General features: G+C 70.4%; 19 protein-coding genes and 1 pseudogene. 11 read left to right on the top strand and 9 right to left on the bottom strand.

Features of this window, described 5'->3' with window-relative positions; genetic code table 11:
• Positions 1-14 precede the first annotated feature (14 nt).
• Positions 15-1,220, bottom strand: coding sequence for a 2-oxoglutarate dehydrogenase complex dihydrolipoyllysine-residue succinyltransferase (odhB, locus tag OWM54_RS29570; RefSeq protein ID WP_267699672.1), 1,206 nt, complete (start codon positions 1,218-1,220; stop codon positions 15-17).
• Positions 1,210-4,104, bottom strand: coding sequence for a 2-oxoglutarate dehydrogenase E1 component (locus OWM54_RS29575; RefSeq protein ID WP_267699673.1), 2,895 nt, complete (start codon positions 4,102-4,104; stop codon positions 1,210-1,212). The genes odhB and OWM54_RS29575 overlap by 11 nt, the downstream gene beginning before the upstream one ends.
• Positions 4,105-4,359: 255 nt before the next feature.
• Here OWM54_RS29575 and fabI point away from each other — a divergent pair, with 255 nt between their 5' ends.
• From fabI to OWM54_RS29615, 8 genes and pseudogenes are all read left to right on the top strand, one after another.
• Positions 4,360-5,190 carry an enoyl-ACP reductase FabI gene (gene fabI / locus OWM54_RS29580; protein ID WP_267699674.1) on the top strand — a complete coding sequence of 277 codons (831 nt, stop codon included), beginning with the start codon at positions 4,360-4,362 and terminating at the stop codon, positions 5,188-5,190.
• A 165-nt stretch (positions 5,191-5,355) separates the two neighbouring features.
• Positions 5,356-5,742: a response regulator gene (locus OWM54_RS29585; protein WP_141330178.1), complete on the top strand. Its 387-nt coding sequence runs from the start codon at positions 5,356-5,358 to the stop codon at positions 5,740-5,742.
• 4 nt (positions 5,743-5,746) lie between these two features.
• Positions 5,747-6,595 (top strand): annotated as a pseudogene (locus OWM54_RS29590) (response regulator); the annotation flags it as partial.
• Positions 6,596-6,610: 15 nt separating this feature from the next.
• A complete protein-coding gene (locus tag OWM54_RS29595; protein WP_248546123.1) occupies positions 6,611-7,843 on the top strand; it encodes a CheR family methyltransferase in 1,233 nt (410 codons plus the stop codon).
• Positions 7,840-8,385, top strand: coding sequence for a chemotaxis protein CheW (locus OWM54_RS29600; RefSeq protein ID WP_141330172.1), 546 nt, complete (start codon positions 7,840-7,842; stop codon positions 8,383-8,385). Before OWM54_RS29595 ends, OWM54_RS29600 begins: the two co-directional genes overlap by 4 nt.
• A complete protein-coding gene (locus OWM54_RS29605; protein WP_267699675.1) occupies positions 8,375-10,537 on the top strand; it encodes a hybrid sensor histidine kinase/response regulator in 2,163 nt (720 codons plus the stop codon). The genes OWM54_RS29600 and OWM54_RS29605 overlap by 11 nt, the downstream gene beginning before the upstream one ends.
• On the top strand, positions 10,534-11,604 hold the full coding sequence (locus OWM54_RS29610) for a chemotaxis protein CheB (RefSeq protein WP_141330168.1): 1,071 nt from the start codon (positions 10,534-10,536) through the stop codon (positions 11,602-11,604). The genes OWM54_RS29605 and OWM54_RS29610 overlap by 4 nt, the downstream gene beginning before the upstream one ends.
• 112 nt (positions 11,605-11,716) lie before the next feature.
• Positions 11,717-13,333 (top strand): methyl-accepting chemotaxis protein, encoded by a 1,617-nt coding sequence (locus OWM54_RS29615; RefSeq protein WP_223748419.1) that lies wholly within the window; start codon positions 11,717-11,719, stop codon positions 13,331-13,333.
• Positions 13,334-13,418: 85 nt separating this feature from the next.
• On the opposite strand, the gene clpA is transcribed toward OWM54_RS29615, so the two are convergent.
• The 5 genes from clpA to OWM54_RS29640 form a co-directional block, all read right to left on the bottom strand.
• Entirely contained in the window at positions 13,419-15,731 is a 2,313-nt protein-coding gene (clpA, locus tag OWM54_RS29620; protein WP_267699676.1) for an ATP-dependent Clp protease ATP-binding subunit ClpA, read from the bottom strand.
• Positions 15,732-15,734: 3 nt separating this feature from the next.
• A complete protein-coding gene (locus OWM54_RS29625; RefSeq protein WP_046715870.1) occupies positions 15,735-16,058 on the bottom strand; it encodes an ATP-dependent Clp protease adaptor ClpS in 324 nt (107 codons plus the stop codon).
• A 43-nt stretch (positions 16,059-16,101) separates the two neighbouring features.
• Positions 16,102-17,262, bottom strand: a complete 1,161-nt coding sequence (locus tag OWM54_RS29630; RefSeq protein WP_141330162.1) for a GNAT family N-acetyltransferase — start codon at positions 17,260-17,262, stop codon at positions 16,102-16,104.
• Positions 17,263-17,334: 72 nt separating this feature from the next.
• On the bottom strand, positions 17,335-17,775 hold the full coding sequence (locus OWM54_RS29635) for a hypothetical protein (RefSeq protein ID WP_223748422.1): 441 nt from the start codon (positions 17,773-17,775) through the stop codon (positions 17,335-17,337).
• Between the two features lie 29 nt (positions 17,776-17,804).
• Complete coding sequence (locus OWM54_RS29640; RefSeq protein ID WP_267699677.1) at positions 17,805-18,377, bottom strand: DUF2378 family protein; 573 nt, start codon at positions 18,375-18,377, stop codon at positions 17,805-17,807.
• Between the two features lie 196 nt (positions 18,378-18,573).
• Between OWM54_RS29640 and OWM54_RS29645 the strand changes: the two genes are divergently transcribed.
• Complete coding sequence (locus OWM54_RS29645) at positions 18,574-19,137, top strand: NifU family protein (RefSeq protein WP_141331543.1); 564 nt, start codon at positions 18,574-18,576, stop codon at positions 19,135-19,137.
• 113 nt (positions 19,138-19,250) lie between these two features.
• Positions 19,251-20,051, top strand: coding sequence for a class I SAM-dependent methyltransferase (locus OWM54_RS29650; RefSeq protein WP_267701178.1), 801 nt, complete (start codon positions 19,251-19,253; stop codon positions 20,049-20,051).
• 321 nt (positions 20,052-20,372) lie between these two features.
• Here the strand turns inward: OWM54_RS29650 and OWM54_RS29655 are convergent, their stop codons facing one another.
• On the bottom strand, positions 20,373-22,184 hold the full coding sequence (locus OWM54_RS29655) for a pseudouridine synthase (RefSeq protein ID WP_267699678.1): 1,812 nt from the start codon (positions 22,182-22,184) through the stop codon (positions 20,373-20,375).
• A gap of 63 nt (positions 22,185-22,247) precedes the next feature.
• A complete protein-coding gene (locus OWM54_RS29660; RefSeq protein WP_267699679.1) occupies positions 22,248-23,525 on the bottom strand; it encodes an APC family permease in 1,278 nt (425 codons plus the stop codon).
• Positions 23,526-23,709: 184 nt separating this feature from the next.
• Here OWM54_RS29660 and OWM54_RS29665 point away from each other — a divergent pair, with 184 nt between their 5' ends.
• Positions 23,710-25,242 carry a matrixin family metalloprotease gene (locus tag OWM54_RS29665; RefSeq protein ID WP_223781628.1) on the top strand — a complete coding sequence of 511 codons (1,533 nt, stop codon included), beginning with the start codon at positions 23,710-23,712 and terminating at the stop codon, positions 25,240-25,242.
• The last annotated feature ends 56 nt before the right edge of the window (positions 25,243-25,298 follow it).

Consider the following 25,298-nt stretch of genomic DNA (forward strand, 5'->3'; position numbering starts at 1 on the left):
TCGCGTTGGCGGCCTCAGACGTCGAGCAGGAGCCGCTCGGGGTCCTCGATGCACTCCTTCACGCGCACGAGGAACTGGACGGCCTCGCGGCCGTCGATGAGGCGGTGGTCGTAGGTGAGGGCCACGTACATGATGGGCCGGATGACCACCTGGCCGTCGCGGGCGACGGGGCGCTCGACGATGTTGTGCATGCCCAGGATGCCCGTCTGCGGCGGGTTGATGATGGGCGTGGACAGCATGGAGCCGAAGATGCCGCCGTTGGTAATCGTGAAGGTGCCGCCCTGCAGCTCCGGCAGGGTGAGCTTGTCGTTGCGCGCCCGGGTGCCCAGGTCGCCCACGCCCTTCTCCAGCTCCGCCAGGGACAGCTTGTCCGCGTTGCGGATGACCGGCACGACCAGGCCGCGGCTGCCGCTCACCGCCACGCCGATGTCGTAGTAGTGCTTGAAGATGACGTCTTCGCCGTCGATCTCCGCGTTGACCTGGGGGAAGGCCTTGAGGGCTTCAATCGACGCGCGGACGAAGAAGCTCATGAAGCCGAGCTTCACGCCGTGCCTGGCCTGGAACTTGTCGTTGTACTTCTTGCGCAGCGCCATCACCTCGCCCATGTCCACCTCGTTGAAGGTGGTGAGCAGGGCGGCGTTGGACTGGGCCTGGACCAGGCGCTCGGCGACGCGCTTGCGAAGCGGCGTCATGCGCACGCGCTCCTCGCGCGCGGCGTTGGGGCGCGGGCCCGCGGGCTGGGCCGGGGCGGCGGGCTGGGAGGGCGCGGCCGGGCGGTTGAGCTGACCGAGCACGTCCTCCTTGGTGATGCGGCCGCCGGCGCCGCTGCCCTTGAGCTGGCTGACGTCGACCTTGTTCTCCTCCGCCATCTTCCTGGCGGTGGGGGTGATGCGCGCGTCGGACTCCTGCGCGGGCGCGGCGGCGACGGGCGCCGGAGCGGGCGCGGCGGGAGCGGCCGCCGCGGGCCTGGCGGCGGCGCCGGCACCGGCCTCGATGAGGCCGAGCACGTCGCCCACGCGCACCTTGTCACCTTCCTTGAAGGCGACCGACGCCAGGGAACCGGCCGCGGGCGCGGGCACGTCGATGGTGACCTTGTCGGTCTCCAGGACGACGAGCGGCTCGTCCGCGGACACCGCGTCACCCGGCTTCTTGTTCCACTTGCCGACGACGGCCTCGGTGATGGACTCGCCCAGGGGGGGTACTTTCAGTTCAACGGCCATTCTTGGTCCCTCGGAAGATGGCTTCCTCGATGATGAGCTGCTGCTCGATTTCGTGAGTCTTCGGGAAGCCGGTTGCGGGGCTGGCGGCCTCCGCGCGCCCGATGTAGCCCAACTTCACGGGTTGCTGCGAGCGCGACGACACCAGGTCATGCAGGCGCGGGAACATGAAGTGCCACGCGCCCGCGTTGCGGGGCTCCTCCTGCACCCAGTAGACCTCCGCGAGCCTGGGCAGCTTCGCCACCAGGTTCGCCAGCTCGTCCGCCGGGAACGGGTAGAGCTGCTCCACCCGGACGATGGCGATGCTGTCGTCCTTGCGCTCGTTCCGCGCCTTCACCAGGTCGTAGTACACCTTGCCGCTGCACAGGAGCAGCCGCGTCACGCCCGCGGGCGCCACGCTGTCCAGGATGACCTCCTGGAAGCCGCCCGTGGCCAGCTCGTCCACCTTGCTGGTGGCCTCCGGCCGGCGCAGCAGGCTCTTGGGCGACATGATGACCAGGGGCTTGCGCACCGGGCGCACCACCTGACGGCGCAGGAGGTGGAAGATCTGCGCGGGCGTCGTGGGGTAGCAGACCTGGATGTTGTCCTCGGCGGACAGGTCCAGGAAGCGCTCCAGGCGCGCGCTGGAGTGCTCGGGGCCCTGGCCCTCGTAGCTGTGTGGCAACAGCAGCGTGATTCCGCTCAGCCGGCGCCACTTGCTCTCCGCGGCGGCGATGAACTGGTCGATGATGATTTGGGCGCCGTTGGCGAAGTCGCCGAACTGGGCCTCCCAGAGGGTGAGGCCGTCCGGGACGTCCAGGCTGTAGCCGTACTCGAAGCCGAGCACGCCCATCTCCGACAGGGCGCTGTTGACGACCTGGAAGCTGGCGCGGCCGGTGGAGAACTGCTGCAGGGGCGTGTACTTGGCGCCCGTCTGCACGTCGTGCAGCACCGCGTGGCGGTGGCTGAACGTGCCGCGCTCGCAGTCCTGGCCGGACAGGCGCACCGGGTGGCCCTCGGAGAGCAGCGTGGCGTACGCCAGCGACTCACCCTCGCTCCACTGCAGCTCCTCGCTGTCGAGCATGCCCAGGCGCTTCTTGATGACGGTGCGCTCCACGTCGCGGTGCACGTGGAAGCCCTCGGGCACCGTGCACAGCCGCTGGAGCGCGTCGCGCAGCTTCGCCTTGTCCACCGCGGTGGACACCTGGGGCGCGTTCTTCACCGAGCCGCCCTGGTAGGCCTTCCACAGGCCCTCCAGCGCGCTGGGCTCCTTGAACTCGCTCTCCTGGCGCGCGCGGGTCAGCGCCGCGTCGAACTCCGACAGGCAGCGCTGCTTGATGGCCTCCGAGTCCTCCGCGCTGATGCGGTTGGCGTCCGCCAGCGCCTTCGCGTAGCGCGTGCGCACCGTCGGGTGCTTGCGGATGATGTCGTACATCGCCGGCTGGGTGAACGAGGGGTCGTCGCCCTCGTTGTGGCCGTAGCGGCGATAGCAGATGAGGTCGATGACCACGTCGCTGTGGAACGTCTGGCGGTACTCCGCCGCCAGCCGCGCCACGTGCACGCAGGCCTCCGGGTCATCTCCGTTCACGTGGAACACGGGGATGTCCAGCATCTGCGCGATGGCGGTGGCGTAGATGGAGGAGCGCGAGTCGTGGGGGTCGGTGGTGAAGCCGACCTGGTTGTTGATGACGACGTGGAGCGTGCCGCCCGTCGTGTAGCCCTTGAGGCCCGACAGGTTGAGCGTCTCCGCGACGACGCCCTGGCCCATGAAGGCCGCGTCGCCGTGGATGAGCAGGGGCATCACGCCCACGCGCTCGGTGTCGCCGAAGCGCTCCTGCTTGGCGCGCACGCGGCCCTCGACCACCGGGTTGACGGCCTCCAGGTGGCTGGGATTGAACGCGAGCGACAGGTGCACGTTCTTGCCCTGGCGCGTGGTGTGGTCCGACGAGAAGCCCATGTGGTACTTCACGTCGCCGCGGCCCAGGTACGCCCGGGGGTCCTTGGGGCCGTCGAACTCGCTGAAGATCTGCCCGGGCTGCTTGCCCAGGATGTTCGTCAGCACGTTGAGGCGGCCGCGGTGGGCCATGCCGATGACGACCTCCTTCAGCCCCAGGCCGCTGCCCACCTCGGCGATGGCGTCCAGCATGGGGATGAGGGCCTCGCCGCCGTCCAGGCTGAAGCGCTTGGCGCCCACGTACTTGGTGTGCAGGAAGTTCTCGAAGCCCTCCGCGTAGGACAGCTTGGTGAGGATGTGGCGCTGGTCCTCCACGGAGAACGCGGTGCGGTTCTCGCTGTGCTCCATCCGCTGCATCAGCCAGCGGCGGCGCTCGCTGTCGAGGATCTGCATGAACTCCACGCCGACGCTGCCCGTGTACGTGCGGTGCAGGCGCGCGAGCAGCTCGTCCAGCTTCACCTTCTGCTGCGGGAAGACGTTGTGCGTCTCCACTTCCTGCTCGCGCTCCTTGGGCGAGAAGTGGCCGTCATCCACCATGCTCACGTCCGCCACGTGGGCGAGCGCGGGGCGCGGGCGGTTGAGCGGATCCAGGTCGGCGCGCAGGTGGCCGCGCAGCCGGAACGCGAAGAGCGCCTGGTCCACCTTGGACTGCAGCTCCAGCGCCTGGGCCTGGGCGGTGCTCTGGGCGGCGACGGGGGCGGCCGCGGCCGGCGCGGCGGCGGGGGCCTGGGCGGCTCCCGCGGCCTTGCCGTTGCCCTTGCCGGGCGCGACGGCCGCCGCGGGCACCTCCAAGAGCTTCGTGCTGAAGATGGGACGGCCGGCACCATCGTTTCGCTCGAAGATCTCTCGCCAGCTTGCATCCACGCTGGCGGGGTCCTCGAGGTAGCGGGCGTAGAGCCCCTCGATGAAGTCGATGTTGGCGCCGGAAAGGAACGAGTCCTGGAAGTTCGCCATGGCGGTGTCGTCTTTTACTGGATGACCGCCCCGTTGGGGGTTTTTCGAGGCGTCTTTGTTGGGCCCTGGCGGCACCCCAGGGGAGGGGCCGCTCCAGGGGAGCAGCCCAAGTCATGCCGCTGTTGAGCCCAGCTTCACCTGGGAACACCCTGACACCCGAGGACTCCCAGCACCCGTTTCGTCCCGTTTCGGTCGAAAGGAGTGCTAGACAGCCCGCTCCCCCAACCCCTTCTCCCTCCCAAGAGGCCGCCTCACATGCTGCTCCAGGGCAAGAAGCTGCTCATCACCGGGGTGCTCACCCCCCAGTCCCTCGCCTATGGCATCGCCGAGCACGCGCTCCAGCAGGGCGCGGACATCCTGCTGACGGGCTTCGGTCGGGCCAAGTCCCTCACCGAGCGCAGCGCCAAGCGCCTCAAGCCGGGGCTCGAGGTGCTGGAGCTGGACGTGACCAACCCCGAGCACTTCAAGGCGCTCACCGAGTCGCTCAAGCAGCGCTGGGACCGCGTGGACGGCGTGCTCCACGGCATCGCCTACGCCCCGGACGACGCCCTGGGCGGCAACTTCCTCAACACGCCCTGGGAGAGCGTCCAGACGGCGTTCCGCATCTCCGCGTTCTCCCTCAAGGAGCTCGCGGTGGCGTGCGCGCCGCTGATGCCGCCGGGCGGCTCCATCGTCACGCTGGACTTCGACAACCGCGTCGCGTGGCCCATCTACGACTGGATGGGCGTGTGCAAGGCCGCGCTGGAGTCCACCGTCCGCTACCTGGCCAGGGACCTGGGCCCCAAGGGCATCCGGGTCAACGCGCTGGCGGCGGGTCCCTTGTCCACCATGGCCGCCAAGGGCATCCCGGGCTTCAAGGCGCTGGAGGCGGGGTGGGGTACCCAGGCCCCACTGGGCTGGAGCGCCAAGGACAGCCACGACATGGTGTCCAGGACGGCGTGTGCCCTGCTGTCGGACTGGCTGCCCTCCACCACGGGCGAAATGATCCACGTGGACGGTGGTTATCACGCCGTGGGTGCGCCACCGGTGCCCCCGGAGTCCGTGGCGGGAGCCCAGCCCGCAGGCACCAAGCCTCCGAGCGAGTAGGCGCCACCCGCTCCCGGCGTCGAGGTCATCCGACACCTGCCCGCCCGCCGTGAATGCGGACAGGTCCCCCCGCTTTCTCCCGTGAGAGCGCTCACGGTAGAGTCCTCCCACGTTTCGCAGGGGACGGCCGCATTGGCCCAACCCCTGCGCAGGAGCCGTGGCACCGTGAGCACCAACAGCACCAACATCTTGCTGGTGGACGACAGCCCGACCGTTCGGAACATCGTCAAGATCTACCTCATGAACCTCAAGGTAGGGACGGTGGAGGCGGAAGATGCATCTCGTGCGCTGCAACTCCTCAAACTCGTCCCGGTGAATCTGGTCATCGCGGACATCAACATGCCCGGGATGGACGGCATCACCTTCGTCAAGGAGGTCCGGGCCAGCAAGAACGCGCAGCTGCGCACCGTGCCCATCCTGCTGCTCACGGCGGAGAAGGACGTGGCCCTGCGCCAGCGGGGCACGGAGGCGGGCGCCAACGCGTTCATCCAGAAGCCGGTCTCCCACCACGAGCTGACGGAGACCGTCCGTCAGTTCTTGACCAAGGCTTGATGCCGTGAGCCTGCCGTCCCTGCTGCTCGTCGACGACAGCGACGCCATCCTGGCGCTCGAGCGCGCCATCCTCTCCGGCCACTACACCATCCACACCGCGAGCAACGGCCGCGAGGCGCTGGAGAAGGTCTCCCGACTCAGGCCCGCCGCGGTGCTGCTGGACCTGTCGATGCCGGAGATGGACGGCGACGAGGTCCTCCAGCGGATGAAGGCGGACCCGGCCACGTCGGACATCCCGGTCATCATCATCTCCTCGGAGAAGTCGCGCGCGGAGGCGTGTCTGGGGTTGGGCGCGGAGACGTTCCTGGCCAAGCCCTTCCGCGCGGATGAGCTCCTGCACGCGGTGGGCGAGGCGCTGGCCAACTCGCGCCGCCGCGCGCGCACCGGCTCGCTGCTGGTGTTGCGGGTGACGGTGGGCACGCTGGAGTTCGCGGTGCCGCTGGACGCGGTGCGCGAGGTGCTCCTGCATCCGGCGACGCGGCCGTTGCCCACGGCGCCCTCGTACCTGCGCGAATACGTGGAGGTGCGCGGCGAGGCGCTGTGCGTGCTGGACGTGGCGCGCCGCCTGAGCGTGGAGCACTCGCTGCCGCGCGTGGAGCGGATGCTGGTGGTCATCCAGGTGGACGGGGTGGCGCTGGCGCTCGCGGTGGACACGGTGAAGGACCCGGAGGAGTACGCGGCGGCGGACATCGACCGGCGCGAGCGCGTGGGCGGCACGGACCATGGTCCGCTGCGCGAGGGGCTCATCGGGATGTTGCGCGCCGGGGGGCACCTGCTGCCCATCCTGGATCCGCGGGTGTTCGTGGCGCGGGGCCTGTTGCAGGACCTGCCCAAGATGGTGGAGGCCGCGGAGGGCCAGGCGGAGCGCATGAGCGCAGAGCTCGACCCGCGGCTGCTGACCCGAGCGCGGGAAGTGGTGTCCTCCATCACCGGCTTCCGCGACGACGCCATCGCCTCCGAGGCCATGGAGCGCGTGGTGCGCGGGGAGCTCGCGCGCGGGCGCTCGTCGGCGGACCTCCTGGGGGAGATGCTCTTCCCCCAGTCGCCCTTGTCCGGGACGCTGGTGCGCGCGGCGCTGGTGGGGGAGACGTACTTCTTCCGGCAGCCCGAGCACTTCCGCTACATCTCGCAGGTGGGCGTGCCCGCGGCGCTGCGCAAGGGCGCGCTCGCGCTGCGCGGCTGGAGCGCGGGCTGCGCCACGGGCGAGGAGGCCTACTCCCTGGCGGCGGCGCTGCTGGCGTCGGTGCCGCACGGCTTCCCGGTGGAGGTGCTGGGCACGGACCTGCACGAGGCCAGCCTGGAGACGGCGCGGCGCGCGTCCTACGGCACCTGGTCGCGTCGCGAGTCGGCGCCGCGGCTGTTCCCGCTCTACCTGGACGCGCCGGAGCGGCAGGTCACCATCCTCCCCGTCGTGCGCCGCATCACCACCTTCGCGCAGGGGAACCTGCTGGCGCCCCTGCCCGAGCGCTTCGGCCGCTTCGACTTCATCCTCTGCCGCAACGTGCTCACGTACTTCTCCCCGGCCGCGCGCGAGCAGGCCATCTCGCTCTTGACGCGGGCGCTCAACCCCGGCGGCTTCCTGTTCCTGGGCGCCGTGGAGGCGGACCGGGTGCCGCCCGGCATGGTGCGCGAGGGCCCGCCGGAGCTGCAGACCTTCCGCATGCTGGCGCCCGGTGAGCTGACCACGCCCGCGCCCGCGCCGCGCCCGGTGGAGCGCGCCGAGCCGCCCGCGCCGTTGTTCCGCAAGCCCAAGGCCACGCCCGTGCCGGTGGTGCCCGCGCGGGTGACGCCGCCGCCCCCGCCGTCCCGGCTGCACCTGGAGGCGCTGGAGCGCATCGAGGAGGGAGACGTGGAGGGCGCGGCGGCGGTGCTGGAGTCGCTGGTGCGTCAGGCTCCCGACTACCTGCCGGGGCTGCTCGAGCTCGCGCTGCTTCGGGAGCGCACCGGGGCGCGCGAGGCGGCGGTGCCGCTGATGCGCGCGCTGCGGGTGCGCGCGGAGCGGCTGGCGCCGGACCACCTCGTGGACGGGCCCGAGGCCCTGCCGGCGCGGTTCTATCAGGCGTCCGCTGACGCCTACCTCAATCAAGGGGCCCTCGAATGAAAATCCTTCCCAGAAGCATGGAGGAGGCCCAGGAGCAGGAGGCCGTCGAGCTGCTCGAGCGGCGCGCCTCGCGTCTGCGCGAGCAGGCCGAGACGACGGTGGAGGAGGCGGTCCACTGGATTGCCGAGTTCCCGCTGGGCGAGGAGCGCTACGCGCTGTCGCTGGAGATGCTGCGCGCGGCGCTGCCCCTGCGGATGGTGACGCCGGTGCCGCTGTCCTCGCCGCATGTGGTGGGCGTGCTGCGCTTCCAGGGCCAGGTGCTCTCCGCGCTGAGCCTGGCGTCCATGCTGGGCGGGCACGGCTGGCGGCAGGATCCGGCGGTGCTGCTGGTGGTGGACCGCGGCGACGGCGAGCTGTGCGCGCTGGACTGCGAGGCCATTCCGCGCCCCACCACGCTGCCGGCGAGCGCGGTGGAGGCCGCGCGCGTGCGGGCCGAGGGGCCGGTGATGGAGGTCTTCACCCAGGACCGGCAGCTCATCCACCTCATCGACCTCAAGCGCCTGTTCACCACCCGCTCGACGGGAGGACGCAATGCCCGTTGACCCGATGCTGCAGGGACTCGTCACGGGGTTCGCCGTCGAGGCCCAGGAGGTCATCCAGAAGGTCACCATGGACCTGCTGGAGCTGGAGCGCGAGGGCCTGGACTCGGGCGCGCTCGCGAAGCTCTACGTCCGGCTGGGCCGGCACCTGCACACCCTCAAGGGCAGCGCGTCCAGCCTGGGGCTGCAGGACCTGGGCGACATCGCCCACAAGCTGGAGGACGCGCTCGCGCCGCTGAAGGCCACCACGCAGAAGATGCCCCGGTCCGTGGTGGACGTGCTGCTGCACGGCCTGGACCTGTTCATGCTGCGCGCCCAGGCGCACGCGGATGGACGCGGGGACTCGCTGCCGGACCCGGCCGCCGCGCTGGCGCAGCTGGTGGCGGACGGCCCCGCGCCGGAGTCGGTGGGCGCGCAGGCGGCCGCGGGCTCGAACGGCGCCGCGGAGCCAGAGACGAACGGCGCCTCGGAGGACGCCGGGTCCCTGGAGCTGTCGGCCCAGCTGGACCCGCAGGCGGAGTCCGCGGACACGGGCTGGCGCGTCAGCGTGCGGCAGGTGACGGCGCTGATGCGCGAGGTGGAGCGGCTGCGCGAGGTGCGGCTGCGCGTGGAGGAGCGCGGCCGCGAGCTGGACCGCGTGGTGACGGTGCTGGCCAAGCAGGGCCTGCTGGCGGAGACGGCCGAGGCGCGCACGCTGCTGTCCGGCACGTCGCGCTCGCTGCGCACCGATGGCGAGGAGACGAGCGACATCGTCGACGCGCTGGAGGAGGGCCTCAAGGCCATCACCACGCGCCCGGTGCGCACCATCCTGGACCCGCTGCAGCGCATGGTGCGTGACTTGTCGCGCCAGCTGGGCAAGGAGGCGCGGCTGTCGGTGGTGGGCTCGGAGCTGTCCTTGGACCGGCGCCTCCTGGAGAAGCTCCAGGGCGCGCTGGTGCACCTGCTCCGCAACGCCGTGGACCACGGCCTGGAGCTGCCGTCCGAGCGCGAGAAGGCGGGCAAGCACCACGAGGGCGCGCTCACGCTGCGCGTGGAGCAGCAGGGCAACCTGCTCTTCCTCGAGTGCGCGGACGACGGCGCGGGCATCGACGTGACGCGGGTGCGCAAGGTGGCCGAGTCGCGCGGCGTCATCGCCTCCGACGAGGCGGAGCGGCTCAACGAGAACCAGCTGCGCGACCTCATCTTCCGGCCGGGCTTCAGCACGCGCTCGGACGTGACGGACACGTCGGGCCGGGGCGTGGGCCTGGACGCGGTGCGCGCGTCGGTGGAGGGCCTGCAGGGCCGCATCGAGGTGAACAGCACGCCGGGCCAGGGCACGCGGTTCGTGATGACGCTGCCGGTGGACCTGGGCAGCTCGCCCGTGCTGGTGGTGCGCGCGCTGGAGCAGCTGGTGGGCCTGCCGATGCTCGCGGTGGAGGCCACGCAGCTGGCGCGCGCGGACTCGCTGCGGCTGGGCAAGCGCAAGGCGCATCTGGAGTACCAGGGGCAGCTGTTGCCGGTGGTGGACCTGGGCGCCAGGCTGGGCCTGCGCGCGCTGGCGCCGCCCGCGGAAGGCCAGCCGCTGCTCATCGTGCAGAGCGGAGGCAAGCGCGTGGCGCTGGGCGTGGACGCGGTGGTGGGGGACCGCGACCTGGTCATCCGGCCGCTGCCCTCCGAGGTCCGCGACGTGCCGGCGTGGCAGGGCGCGGCGACGCTGAGCCGAGGCGAGCTCTTGCTCATCTGCCGGCCGGACTGGCTGGTGACGGAGTCGGGCCAGACGCAGGTGACGGCGCAGCGCCGGGCGCTGGTGGTGGACGACTCGCTCACCGCGCGCGCGCTGCACCGGGCCATGCTGGAGGCGGGCGGCTTCAGCGTGCACCTGGCGGCCAGCGGCGCCCGCGCGCTGGACCGGCTGGCGACGGACACCTACGACGTCGTCATCTGCGATCTGGACATGGAGGAGATGGACGGCACCCAGCTCATCGCCCGCCTGCGGGAGAAACGGGAGACGGCGTCGCTGCCGGTCATCCTCGTCTCCGCGCATGACAGCGCGGCGGCGCGGGAGCGGGGCCTGGCGGCGGGAGCGGATGGCTACCTGAGCAAGCGCGAGTGCGCCGCGGGCCGCCTGCTCGCCGAGGTGCTCGACGTCATGAGCCGCAGGGGAGCGCGCGCGTGAACAATCGACGCCCCATCCGGGTGCTCGTGGTGGACGACTCGCCCACCATGGCGAACACACTGACGGCCCTGCTCACCGAGGACCCTCGCATCGAGGTCGTCGGCCGCGCCGGGGACGGCAACCGCGCCGTGCAGCTGGCGCGCCTGCTGCGCCCGGACGTCATCACCATGGACCTGCTGCTGCCGGGGCTGGACGGCCCCAGCGCAATCACCGCCATCATGTCCCAGGCCCCCGCGCGGGTGCTGGTGGTGAGCGCGGTGGCCGAGCAGCGCGGCGTGGACCTGGGCTTCCAGGCGATGAGCGCCGGCGCGCTGGAGCTCATCGGCAAGCCCAACGTCACCAACGTGGAGGAGCTGCGCCGGTGGGGCCGGGACCTGGCCCACTCGGTGTGTCTGATGGCGGAGGTGCCGGTCATCTCCCGGCGCCAGCGCGCCAACGTGGTGACGCCGCCGCCCATCGGCGCGCGCGTGGACGTCTTCGGCGTGGTGGCCTCCACCGGTGGCCCGCCCGCGCTGGCGGAGCTGCTCTCCAAGCTGCCCAAGGATTTGCCCGTCCCGCTGCTCATCGCGCAGCACATCACCGTGGGCTTCACGCAGGGCATGGTGCGCTGGCTGTCGCAGGTGACGCCGCTGACGGTGGACGTGGCGCGGGACGGCGAGCGGCTGGAGCCCGGCCGCGTGTACTTCCCGCTGGACGGGCACGACCTGCTGGTGGACCCGGCGGGGCTGGCGCGGCTGCAGCGCAGCAAGGGCGGTCCGTGCCCCAACGGGGACGTGCTGCTGTCGTCGCTCGCGGCGTCGTTCGGCCGGCGCAGCGGCGGGGTGGTGCTCACCGGCATGGGCGAGGACGGCGCGCGCGGGCTGCTCGCCATCCGCAAGGCCGGTGGTGTCACCTTCTCCCAGGACGAGGCCACCTCCGTGGTCTACGGCATGCCCCGCGCGGCGCTGGAGATCCACGCCACGGACCAGGGCGTGCCCCTGGCCTCGGTGCCGGAGCTCATCCTCCAGAGCTGCATCCCCCCCAACTTCCGGGCCGGTGGGCGCGGAGAGGGTGGGGTGGGACGATGAGCCCGTCAGTGCCCCCTGTTCGTCGCGGGCCGCTTGCTGGTAGTCCCGAGTCGTTTGTATTCACCCCGCGCCCTCGCGGGTGTCGTCCCGACGTCTTCCGGGTGGTGATGCCGTGAGCACCGAACAGACCTCGTTCACCACGCAGCTCGGCCAGCAGTTCCGTCAGTCGCTCGGACTGGCGCCGAAGCTCGTCCTCGTCACCACGCTCGTCAGCGCGACGGTGGCCGCCATCCTCACCGGTATCGCCACGCGGCGGCTGGAGGCGGACCTCGTCTCCAGCCACATGGGCGAGGGCCAGCTGCTCGCCCGCAGCCTCGCGGTGGCCGCGGAGCAGGGCGCGAAGATGGGCCTCACCACGCTCCAGCCCCTGCTGGACGTCTCGCGCACCAGCGAGGACGTCGCCTACGTCTTCGTCTCGGACGCGGGCGGCAACGTGGTGGCGCACAGCCTGACGGGCGCCTTCCCCGAAGCGCTGAAGGCGTCCGCGGTGGCGCAGGGCGAGGTGAGTGAGGAGAACGGCTGGGGCGAGGTGCTCGAGTTCGAGACCGAGGGCCGCACGCTGCACGCCTCGAACGTGGCGGCGCCGGTGGCCGGTGGCCGGCTGGGCACGGTGCACGTGGGTATCTCCCGCGACCACATCGACGACCTGGTGTCCGCGCTGCGCTGGCGGATGATGGGCTTCGCGCTGTTGCTGGTGGCGCTGGGCGTGGCGGTGGCGGCGGCCTTCGGGCGCAGCATCGTGCGCCCCATGCGCGAGCTGACGGAGGTCGCCGGCCACATCGTCGAGTCCGGTGACCTGACGCGCCCCATCCACGCCAAGAGCGGCGACGAGGTGGGCCGGCTGGCCAACTCCTTCGCGCAGATGGTGGCCCGGCTGCGCGAGGTGACGCTCAACCTCCAGCAGGCCGCGCAGGCGCTGACGCAGTCCACCGAGCACCTCAACACGTCCTCCACGGACCAGGCGCAGACCATCTCCCGGCAGGCCGCCGCGCTCCAGGAGACGCAGGTCACCGCGCAGGAAATCAAGCAGACCTCCATGCTCGCCGCGCAGAAGGCGGAGAGCGTGCTGTCGGTGGCCGAGCGCGCGGACGCGCTGGCCCGCGCGGGCGAGGCCTCCATCGAGCAGACGATGGCGGGCCTCAACGACATCCGCGTCCAGGTGGGTGAGATTGCCCAGAAGATTCTCGAGCTGGGCGAGCGCACGCAGCAGATTGGCGGCATCACCCAGACGGTGAAGGACCTGGCCGACCAGTCCAACATGCTCGCGCTCAACGCGGCGATTGAATCGGTGCGCTCGGGCGAGCACGGCAAGGGCTTCGGCGTGGTGGCGCGCGAGATTCGCGCGCTGGCGGACCAGTCCATCCAGGCGACGACGCGGGTGCGGGAGCTGCTCGACGACATCGCCAACTCGGTGACGGCCGCGGTGCGAATCACCGAGCGCGGCGCCGAGCGCATGGAGGCGGGCCTGGCCCAGGTGCGCACCAGCGGGCAGAACCTGCGCGAGCTGTCCTCCATCGTCCAGGACAACGCCGCCGCCGTCCGTCAGATTGCCGCCGCGGTGTCCCAGCAGAACGTGGGCATCAACCAAATCACCCTGGCGGTGAACGACCTCTCCAAGATGATGGACGAGACGGTGGCCCGCATCGGCTCCACCGGCGAGGCCGCCACCACGCTGCAAATCATCTCCGAGCAGCTCTCCAGCGCGGTGAAGATCTACCGCGTCGAGTAGCGCGGCTGCTGGAAACGTCAGAGGCCCCGACTCCCACGGTGGGAATCGGGGCCTCGTTCGTTTCGAGGGCCTTGCTCGCGCGGCGCTACGCCGGCACGGGCTCGGCGGGGGCGGCGGTCGTCTGGAGGTCCAGCTTGTCGCCGCCCTTGTCCACGTCGTAGCGGGCGGTGCCGCCGTTCTTCAGCTCACCGAAGAGCAGCGCCTCGGCGAGCGGCTTCTTGAGCGAGTTGTCCACGAGGCGGGCCATGGGCCGGGCACCGAAGGCCGGGTCATACCCACGCTCGGCCAGCCACGCGCGCGCGGCGGGCGTCAGCTCCAGCTTCACCTTGCGCTCCTCGAGCATCTTCTGGAGGAGGCGGACCTCCTTGTCCACCACCTTGAGGATGATTTCCGGCGGCAGGCCGGAGAACAGGATCCACCCGTCCAGCCGGTTGCGGAACTCCGGCGTGAAGGTGCGCTCAATCGCCTTCTTCGCGCGCGTCGCGTCCGCGGGCTTCGCGAGGTCGCCGAAGCCGATGGACTTGGTGCTCATCTCCTGGGCACCCGCGTTGGTGGTGAGGATGAGGACGATGTTGCGGAAGTCGGCCTTGCGGCCGTTGTTGTCCGTCAGCGTCGCGTGGTCCATCACCTGGAGCAGGATGTTGAAGAGGTCCGGGTGGGCCTTCTCGATTTCATCCAGCACCACCACGGCGTACGGGTGCTTGCGCACCGCGTCCGTGAGCAGGCCGCCCTGGTCGAAGCCGACGTAGCCCGGCGGCGCGCCGATGAGCCGGCTCACCGTGTGCTTCTCCGAGTACTCGCTCATGTCGTAGCGCAGGAACTCCACGCCCAACGTCTGCGCCAGCTGCTTGGCCAGCTCCGTCTTGCCCACGCCCGTGGGGCCCGAGAAGAGGAACGAGCCGATGGGCTTCTCCGGCGCGCGCAGCCCCGAGCGCGCCAGCTTGATGGCGCTGACCAGGTCCTTGATGGCCCCGTCCTGCCCGAAGATGACCGCCTGCAGCTCCTTCTCCAGGTTCTGGAGCTGGACGCCCTCGCTCGCGGACACGCTCTTGGCGGGAATCTTCGCCATCTTGGCGACGACGGCCTCCACGTCCGCGCCGGTGACGGTGTTGGTGCGCGCACCTTCCGGCTTGAGCTTCTCCGCCGCGCCCGTCTCGTCGATGACGTCGATGGCCTTGTCCGGCAGGAACCGGTCGTTGATGTGCTTGGCCGCCAGCTCCGCCGCCGCGCGAATCGCCTCGGGCGTGTACTTCACGCCGTGGTGCTCCTCGTAGCGGCTCTTGAGCCCCTCCAGGATGAGGACGGTGTCCTCGACGGAGGGCTCGGCGACTTCAATCTTCTGGAAGCGCCGCGACAGCGCGCGGTCCTTCTCGAAGGAGGACTTGAACTCCTGATACGTCGTCGAGCCGATGCAGCGCAGCTTCCCGCTGGCGAGCGCCGGCTTGAGGATGTTGGACGCATCCATGGAGCCGCCGCTGGTGGCGCCCGCGCCGACAATCGTGTGGATCTCGTCGATGAAGAGGATGGCCTCCGGCTGCTCCTGGAGCGCCTTGAGCACGCCCTTGAGCCGCTCCTCGAACTGGCCGCGGAACTTGGTGCCCGCGAGCAAGGAGCCCATGTCCAGCGAGTAGACGATGGCGTTCTTCAAGGGCTCGGGGACGCGGCCCTCGTGGATGTAGAGCGCCAGGCCCTCGGCGATGGCCGTCTTGCCCACGCCCGCCTCGCCCACGTAGAGCGGGTTGTTCTTGCGGCGGCGGCAGAGCACCTGGATGGTGCGCTCCAGCTCCTTGTCGCGGCCGATGAGCGGGTCGATGCGCCCCTCCTTGGCCTCGATGTTGAGCTGCGTGGTGTACGTCTCCAGCGGGCTCTTGCGCGGCGACTCGCCCTCCTCGTCGTCGTCCCCCGCGGGCGCGTGCCCGTTGCTGGCGCCGCCCTCCTCGCCCTCGCCCGCCTCATCCTTGGAGATGCCGTGGGAGATGTAGTTGAGCAGGTCCAACCGGGTGACGCCCTCCTGCTGGAGCAGGTAGAGCGCGTGGCTCTCCTCCTCGCGGAAGAGGGCCACCAGCACGTCGCCGCCGTCGATGAGCTTCTGCTCGGCGGACAGGGCGTGCATGGCGGCGCGGTGGAGCACACGCTCCACGCCGATGGTCTGCTGGGGGTCGGCCTCCGCGTCCTCGGGCAGCCGTTCGACCGTCTCCTCCAGGAAGGAGACGAGCCTCTCTTGGAGGCGCTTGACGTTGGCCCCACACGCCTTGAGGACCTCACGGGTGCGCGAGTCCTTGGTGAGCGCCAGGAGCAGGTGCTCCAGCGTCAGGTACTCGTGGCCCATCTTCCGCGCCTCCTCCAGGGCGGTGCGGAAGCTGGCCTGCAATTCTTTGGCAATCAGCGGTCCTGCCACGGTTCAACCTTCCTCGGGTTCCATGGACAACCGCAGCGGGAACCCATTGTCCTGGGCCGCGGCCTCCACCGTCTTGAGCTTCGTCTCGGCGACCTCGAACGTATAGACGCCGGCCACTCCGACTCCGTTGTAATGGACGTGCAGCATGATCTGCACGGCATCCGACTCCGACTTGTGGAAGACCTCCTTGAGGACGGCCACCACGAACTCACGCGTCGTGTAGTTGTCGTTGTGCAGAAGCACCTTGTAGAGGGTCGGCTTCTTGAGCTTCTGCTTGGGGGCGGTCTCCGTGGCGACGGAGCCGTCGTTGTCATGCTTCTGCGCCATATTCCTATCCGACTCCCTCTGATGACCTGGGAAGCGCGCCGTTTCAGGCCACTCCCTTGAAACCTGTCTCCGCCCGCCACTGCGGCAGCCCGCCCTGGACGGCTGCCCGCTCGTGCTCCAGGAAGCCGCGCACCGCCCGGTCCAGCCCCGGGTGGAGCAAGAGGTGGGCACTGTACGTGAGGCGCGGCTCGAAGCCCCGCGTGAGCTTGTGCTCGCCGCCCGCGCCCGGCTCGAAGCGTGTCAGCCCCTGGGCGATGGCCTCGGCCACCGGGTGGTAGAGGCACACGTTGAAGTGCAGGAAGGGGTGCTCCTCGAAACACCCCCAATAACGCCCGTACAGGACCTGGGGCGCCCTGAAGTTGAACGCGCCCGCCACCAGCCGGCCTTCCCGCCGGGCCTCCACCAGCTCGCAGCGGTGACGGAAGCCGGAGAGCATCCGCGCGAAGAAGTCGCGGGTGAGCAGGCGCGCGCCCCACGGATACTTGTCCACCGTGGAGGCGTACAGCCGGTGGAGCGTGTCCACGTCCACCTCGCACAGCGCGTCGCCGCGCAGCGTCTTCAGCTCGAGGCCCTGCTCGGCGGGCGCGCGCAGCTCCCGGCGCACCTGGTTGCGCCGCTTGGAGTGGAAGCGGGCGAGGAAGTCCTCCATCGTCCGGTAGCCCGCGTTGTCCCACTGGTACTGCACGCCCAGCCGCAGCGCGTAGCCCTGGGCCTCCAGCGTGGGCAGCTCTTCCTGGGTGGGGAACAGGACGTGGATGCCGGAGAGCTGCTCGGCGCGCGCGAACTCCAGCGCGCCCTGGTACAGCTCCGCCTCCCGTGCGGCGCGGTCCTCGCCGGGGGCCACCAGGACGCGCCGGCCGGTGGCGGGCGTGAAGGGCACGGTGAGCACCAGCTTCGGGTAGTAGCGCAGGCCCGCGCGCTCGGAGGCGGTGGCCCACGGCGCGTCGAAGATGAACTCGCCCTGGCTGTCGTCCTTGAGATAGGCGGGCGCGGCGGCCACCAGCCGGGAGCCGCGCCACAAGGTCAGGTGGCGGGGGTGCCAGCCGCGCTCGGGCACCGCGCTGCCGCTGTCCTCGAGCGCTGCGAGGAAGGTCCACTCCAGGAAGGGCAGGGCCGCCTCGTCCACGAGCCCGTCCCAGAGGGAGGCGGGGACCTCGTGGATGGAGGGCAGGATGCGCAGGGTGGTGGGCAGCGGGGTGGACATCGGCGGCGCACGGTGGAGCGTGGGGCCAGCCTATAACGACGCGGGGCCCCTCATGCCACGGCCGGCCGGCCCCTACTTGCCGCGTGTCAATTCGGCGGCAAGGAAGCGGCCCGCCTCGGCCATGCCCTCGTCGCCCCGTCGACGTCCCTCCTCGGTCTCCATCACCCGGCGGGCCGCGTCGCTGGCGGTGCCCGCCTCCAGGTCCGTCAGCACCAGGAAGGCGCTCCAGGCGGGCGTCACCTCCGCCACGCGGCCCGGGCGCAGCGGGCGCTCCGACAACGTACCGGCGACCTTCTCCAACAGCCCGTCATCCGTGAGCCGCTTCGTCTTGCCGCGCATCGCGGTCCACGCCGCGTCCAGCAGCGCCGCGAGCATCCGCCCGGACATCGCGGATGTCAGCCGCTGCGCGGCCTCCTCCTCGTCGAGTCGGTGCGCCTGGGCGTAGGTGGGCACCAGCTTCGCGACCACGACGGCGCGGGTGGCGAGGTGGGCGAGTCGGGGAGGGTAGGACATGAACTCTCCTGGGCCCGTGCGGGCCCGGGTTACCAGCGGACGAGCAGACGGTAGCCCTCGACGTTGCGCTCCTCCACGGTGATTCGCGGCTGGGCGTTGGCCAGCTCCATCATCCGCTCCAGGCCGCCGGCCATCAGGTCCGGGCGGTTGTAGCGGTCCGTGAACACGATGCGCCGGCCCCGCTCACCCACGGGCGTCTGGGTGACGTCGATGTCCGTGCGCCCCATCAGCGCCAGGTAGCGCGGGATGCGCTCCGCCGCGCGCGCGGGGCCAATCATTGGCAGGGCCACCGCCGCCACCCGGCCGACCAGCGTGGAGGCGAAGCCGTCCACCAGCGTGCGGCCCACCCGACGGTAGGCCTCCTCGTCCGTCAGCGCGCCGAAGACCTCCCGCCTCGCCAGCAGCACCGCGCGCTGGAAGACCTCCACCGGATAGTCCACCTCCGGCCGCTTGATGTCGTAGCCCAGCGCCTCCAACTCCTCCACCAGCCGCCCGGAGACCTTCAGCCCCCGGACGAACAACCCCTCCAGCACGCTCGTGGGGATGCGTGGAGCCGCGGGCGCGGTTGACTCGACGGAGCGACGCAGCGGACTCGAGGCCATGTACGGCTCACCGGGGTGCAGAGGTCCTCCCACCATAGATTGTTTCAGGTTCCACCGCGAATTCAGGCTGTTCTTTTATTCCCGGTTGAGAAGGCGAGGGACCTGGTGGGAGGGGCCCGAGCGGACGTTTGATTCCCCGAGGGTCGGGTTGCTATGGGGTCCCGAGCGCCTTAGAGGAGTGGCCGAGGAGAACTGCATGTCGGTGAACATCCAGCTTGAGTGGACCCCCAACCCCAGCACGCTGAAGTACGTGGTGGATCGGCGCCTGTTGGCGGGTGGCGCGGTGAGTATCACGAATCGTGAGGACGCCCAGGCGAAGTCGCCGCTGGCGCACAAGCTGATGGACGTGCGCGGGGTGACGGCGGTGATGATCGGCTCGAACTTCGTGACGGTGACGAAGGGCGAGGACGGTGAGTGGGACGAGCTGAACGACCAGGTGATGGAGACCCTGGACACGCACCTGACGGCGAACGAGCCGGTGGTGGACGAGGCGGCGGTGGCGGCGGCGCGTCAGGTGTCCTCGGAGGGAGGTGGCTCGGTGGAGTCACGCATCCGAGAGGTGCTGGACGCGGAGATTCGTCCCGCGGTGGCGATGGACGGCGGTGACATCACGCTGGACCGCTTCGAGGACGGCATCGTGTACCTGCACATGAAGGGCTCGTGCGCGGGGTGTCCGTCGTCGACGGCGACGTTGAAGATGGGCATCGAGGGGCGTCTGCGGGAGATCATCCCCGAGGTGCTCGAAGTGGTGTCCGTCTGAGGCGCAACGTCAAGGCGTCGCAGGTCCGGCGGGAGCTCCTGCCGGACCAGTCGAAGGCGCTGTTGCGCGAGCTGCACCTGCTCACGCGCGAGGGGCACCTCAACGCGGATGCGCTGCGCAAGCTCAAGCAGGTCAACCACCTGATGGGGCTGATGCGTCCGGCGGTGGAGGACGTGAAGGCGCGCCATCCGGAGTCCGCGGTGTTCGTGGACGCGGGCAGCGGCAATGCGTACCTGGGGTTCGTGCTCTACGAGCTGTTCCTGAAGGACGCGGCCGGGGGCACGCTGTTGTCGGTGGAGGGGCGGCCGGAGCTGACGGAGCGCGCGAAGGGGCGCGCGGAGCGGCTGGGCTTCTCGCGGATGACGTTCCAGACGGCGCACATCGACCAGGCGGCGTATCCGGAGCGCATCCACCTGCTGATGGCGCTGCACGCATGTGACACGGCCACGGACGACGCGCTCATCGCGGCGATTCGTCACGGGGCGGACCACGTGGCGGTGGTGCCGTGCTGTCAGGCCGAGGTGGCGGCGCAGCTCAAGGAGCAGCGGGCGGCGGGGAAGGGGAGCATGGGGCTGTTGTATGCGCACCCGTGGCACCGTCGCGAGTTCGGCTCGCATCTGACGAACGTGGTCCGCGCGCTGACGTTGGAGGCGTTCGGGTACCAGGTGACGGTGACGGAGCTGACGGGGTGGGAGCACTCGTTGAAGAACGAGCTCATCCTCGGGCGGCGCGTGCACCGGGACAATCGCCGGGCGCGGGTGCAGTTGGAGCGGCTGTTGGCGGAGACGGGTGTGAACCCGAAGCTGACGCGGGAGCTGGGCGTGAAGCCCGCGGCGTCGGGTGCGACGGAGCTGCCCGCGGAGCCCGTGGCGGAGGCTCCCGTCGAGCAGGCTCCGGTTCCGTCCGAGGGTTGATGCGCCGAGGCCGCGAGTGCTGCTCGCGGCGTGGGCCTCGCGATGAGCTGAGGCGTCCGAAAGGCGAGGCCGTCGGGCGCCGCTCGAGGTGTTGGCCCGCGATGCGTTGAGCCAAGGAGTCCGAAAAGCGAGGCCGTCGGGCGCCGCTCGCGGTGTTGGCCCGCGATGCGTTGAGCCAAGGAGTCCGAAAAGCGAGGCCATCGGGCACCGCTCCTGCGGCGGAGACACCGAGGCCGCGAGTGCTGCTCGGCGCGCTGGGGCGTAGTCATCTCGGCGAGCGAGGAGCGAGGAGCGCTCGGTGTCGGTGATGCGCCGCCTTGGTCAGAAGGGCGCGGGGCAGTCGAAAGTCACGCGCTCACCGGTCCCTGGATGCAGGAGGGTGAGTGACTCCGCGTGGAGCATGAGCCGCTCGCCGTCGCGGCCGTAGAGCCGGTCGCCGACGATGGGTGCGCCGAGACCGAGCGGATGCGCGGCGTGGACGCGGAGTTGGTGCGTCCTGCCCGTGAGTGGGAAGAGGGCCACGCGCGTCCGACCGCCGCGACGCTCCAGCACACGCCACTCCGTCACGGCGGGCTTGCCGTGGATGGGGTCGTGAATCTGTCGGGGCCTGTCGTCGAGGTCGACGCGCATCGGGAAGTCGATGCGACCCTCTTCCCCCGTGACGATGCCGTCGACCCAGGCCACGTAGCGCTTGTGCACCTCGCGGTGGACGAACTGGCGTTGCAGCGCCGAGTGCGTGCGGGCATCGAGCGCGGCGACGAGCAGTCCGGAGGTGTCCAGGTCCAGCCGGTGCACGAGCAGGGGACCGGTGGCGTCGGGATGGCGTGCCCGCAGTCGCGTGAGGACCGAGTCGCTCAGCGAGGCCTCGCGCCCGGGAACGGAGAGCAGCCCATGGGGCTTGGCGATGACCACGAGCCAGCGGTCCTCGAACAGGATGCTCAGTGCGCCTGGAGTGGTGGACGGAGGCGTGAAGGTCCTTGGTGGCGCGACGTGGAGTCCCTCCAGCATGAAGGGCAACAGGGGGCCGCACTTGTCGCGACAGGCCGCGTAGTACGCGCCGGTGACTCGTCCTCCGGAGGGAGGCGGCGCGCCCCACCAGAACTCCGCGAGCGCGACGGGACGCAGCCCGTGAGCCCGTGCATATGCGAGCAGCTTGGGCGCGGCGCAGTCGGCGGCGCCCGAGGGCGGCTGGGCTCGCTCGTAGAGGCCGCGCAGGAGGCGGCGCTCTCCACGCGCATTGGTGATGACGTAGGTGTCGTGGATGCGCCGCATGACGGCGCGGCTCACCATGTGGCGCAGCCGGTCTAGTGCGCGAAGCCGACGCTCCAGACGCAGCAGCTTCGGCTCGAGGCTGCTTCGCTCTGAAGCATGGGTGGTCTCCAGGCGTCGTCGCTCGGCCTTGTCGCCACGGCTCTCCTGGTCGAGCGCGTGAAGACTGGTGCGCAGCGCCGCTGCCTGGGTGGCACCCTCGCCATGACTCTCGGCCGGGCGCGAGGCGGGTGACTCCACCGTTCCACCCGGACGAACCACCCATGCCGGCGCGGCTCCATCGTCACGGCTTGATGCGCTGGGCACCTGTTGTGGACGCTTCGAGGACGCCCCGGTCAGCTCCGCCCTGCGTGCATGCCGCTGCTTTCGTCGGACCTCGTGCCGCTCACGCAGCGCCGCGAGCTCCGCCGCGTGTCTCGCGGATTGCTCCGCATGTGCTGCCCGCAGGGTCAGCAGCTCGGGAGAGGCCCGCATGGCCTCCGCGCGGGCGAGGAGCGCCTTCACGGTGGCCTCGCCCTGGGGCTCAAGGCTCGCTCGCGCCGCACGGTCGAACAGCGGAGGCACATACCCCACCACGTCCCAGTGTCCAGCGAGCATCCCCGAGAAGGCCCGGAGGAACCCCAGACGCCCGTCGGGAAGCCGCACCACCAGCACCCCGAACATCTTCCCACCCTCGCGCCCCTCCAGCGGCGACGTGGGGACGCCCGGAGCCACCCACCCCTCACGAAGCTCGCGCTGCAACACCTCCGCCGCCTGCCTCGCCAGCGGCGAGGGGCCCAGCTCATCGAACGGGCTCGGCAGGCCGCCCCCATCGAGAGGCGCCTCCCATCCTGGGTCGAGCAAGGTGATGCGCGCGTCGTCCACGTCGCCACCGCTAACACGAAACCCAGGCCCACGGGGAACGGGCCTGGGCACCCGGCGACGGACCTACTCGAGCGCGACCTTCTCCGCGGGCCGTCGCTGGAAGCGATACAGCACGAAGCCGACCCCGAGCGCGATGGCCCCCGCGATGAGGTTCTTCTTCTCCGCGCTCAGCGCGAACACGACACACAGCGACGCCGCCGCGATGGGAATCACCGGCCCGCCGGGGATGCGGAACGCGTTGGCCGGCTGCTGGAGCTTGCGGCGCAGCACCGGGACGGCCACCGCCGTGCCGAAGTACGTGGCCAGCCGGGCCACCACGGACAACGTGGCGAGCACCTCGAACGAGCCCGAGAACGCCAACGGCAACGCGATGCCCGTCTGTACCAGGATGGCCGCCGTGGGCGTGCGGAAGCGCGGGTGCAGCGTGGCGAGCACCGCGGGGCCAAAGCCATCCCGCGCGAGCGCATACAGATACCGAGGCCCCGCGAGCACCGTGTTGCTGTTGGTGCCCAGGATGGACAGCGCGCCGCCCACCGTCATCATCAGGCCGCCCCAGCCCCCGAGGAACCTCGCGGCGGCATCGGCCAGCGGCGTCTTCGCGTCCACCACCCCGGGCAACGTCCCCAGCGCCACCCACTGCACCGCGGTGTAGATGAGCGTGACGACGCCAATCTGCACGATGAGCGCGAAGGGCACGTCGCGGCGCGGGTTCTTGAACTCCCCCGCGGGCGCGGCCGTGTTCTCGAAGCCCGCATACGCGAACAGGAGCAGCAGCACCGCGGCGCCCAGGCTGCCGGTGCTCTTGGGCTCCACGGAGGTCGCCAGCGGCGCCGACACGAAGAAGATGCCCACGCCGATGAAGACCAGCAGCGGCACCGTCTTGGTGATGGCCAGGAAGACCGCGGTGCGAGCGCCGCTCTTCACCCCGACGACGTTGATGGCCGTGAGCGCGAGCAGCGGAATCGCGATGGCCAGGCTCTGACCGAAGCCCGCATTGGCGCCGGGCCACAGGTAGCCGAGCGCCCGGGAGAAGCCGACCGACAGCGAGGCCACCGAGGCGACGCGGGCCAGCCACGTCATCCACCCGACCTGGAAGCCCACCAGCTCGCCGAAGGCCTCGCGCGTGTAGAGGTACGCGCTGCCGGGCTTGTCGAAGTAGCTGGCGGCCTCCGCGAAGCAGAGCACGAGCAGCAGCACGGCCAGCCCGGCGAGCACCACGGCGCCGGTGCTCGCGGAGCCCAGGTTCGCCGCGGCCGCCGCGGGCAGCAGGTACACCCCGCTGCCGATGACGTCATTGATGGAGAAGCCCACCAGCTCCCAGCGGGAGACGGCGCGCCGCATGCCAACGTCTTGGGGACTCGAATCGCTTCCAGTCGTCATGGTGGGGTGGGGCGCCCGGGGGTGCTGACAGGGTGGGAGCAGGAAGCATACGTGCGTCGCCGCCTGTTTCGTCGAGTCCCTGGCGAAGGTCTCGCGGACTGCCCGTTCACGCGTTGCTGCACGACTCGAACACGAGGGGGAAAGAATGTCCTCGAATTGGTGGGGCGCAGTGCTTGCGGGTGTCGTGGTGTTGTCCTCCACGTCAGCCCGCGCGGATGTCCGTATCTACAATCAGGATGCCGAAGTTCCCATCTGGGTGAACTGGGACAGCTTCGAGGCGCAAGGGATTCCGGCCAGTTGGCGTGACCCCTTCATGTCCTGTCTCTACAACGCCATCGTGAAGTGGCGCACCATCGGCGCCTTCCGACTCAAGCCCGCCGTCTATGGCTACACGACGCGCACGGTGGCGTCGTCGGGCGAAATCATCGTGCAGATGAACGAGAAGCACGGCGATGGCTCCCGGGTGGCCTCCACCTTCGGGACGGGCAGCGCCATCACCATCATCTTCCACCGCAAGAGCTCCAACGGGACGCCCTGGACCTTCACGCCGCACCGCAACACCACGGGCGCCATCGACATGCAGGGCGTGGCCATCCACGAGTTCGGGCATGCGTTCGGCCTGGACCACGAGGACGGCATCACCACGGCGGTGATGTTCCCCTCGGTGCATGCGGGCATGCGCCATGGCCCGACGACGAAGGACTACACGGACGTGCGCGCGCTCTACGGTGCGCGGGATTACGACCGCGTCTACATGAAGCGCTCCACGGACAACGGCGTCTCCTGGAGCGCGTTCCCCACGAACCTCTCCGGCATCGGCGTGACGACGTCCATCGACCCGACGGCGCTGCGGGACACCAGCCAGACGGTGTTCTTCTACACGGGCGCGGGGAAGAACCCGCAGTGGATTCGCGGCAACTCGGACGGCTCCGCCTATGACACCAGCAAGTGGTTCGTCTTCGGCGGCGAGCGCAGCATCTACGGCACCACCGGCCATGGCTGGAACAATGACTACATCATGGCGTGGGTGGACCCGCTCAACGACGCCATGCAGATCCGCATGGTCAAGTCCACCGACGGAGGCGTCAGCTGGTTCGGCGTGGGCAACGTCGCCGGCGCCACCACCATCGGCACGCCGGCGGTGCACAAGCTGACCGACACCGTGTGGATTCTCGCGTACGCGAAGCTCGACCGCGCCAATCCCAACAATGACGGTCAGGTGGTGACGCGCGTCTCCACCAACGGCGGCTGGAACTGGGGGCCGGAGGTCGTGGTGCCGGTGCCTGCCTACTACCGGGCGCTCGCGGGGGTCTCCATCACCAGCTCCGGCAACAGCTTCATCCGGATCGGGTTCAGCTGGTCCGATGACATCCTGCACTCGAAGTACCTGGTGCGGACGCTGAAGCTGCACTGGGACGGGGCGGGCCTGGTCTACGACGGGATGCTGTACGGCACGGATGAGACGCGCACCCAGCCGTCGCTGGCGAAGAGCCTCAGTGGCATGCATCAGGCCGTCCGGGGCACCAACTTCGCGGGGGTGCTGTACTCGCGGACGTCGCCGAACGATGGCTCCGCGTGGGGTACGGCGGGGCCGGAGATTGCGCCGGGCTCGCTCGTCACGCCCTCGTTGTCCGCGCACAGGGACTACAGCTTCGTCTTCGCGCACTACCTGCAGTGAGTTCCTCCGGGGCGCCCCATCCCGTCTCCGCCTGGGGCGGGGTGGGGGCCTCGTTC

The organism is Myxococcus sp. MISCRS1, from assembly GCF_026626605.1.
GTDB classification, from domain to species: domain Bacteria; phylum Myxococcota; class Myxococcia; order Myxococcales; family Myxococcaceae; genus Myxococcus; species Myxococcus fulvus.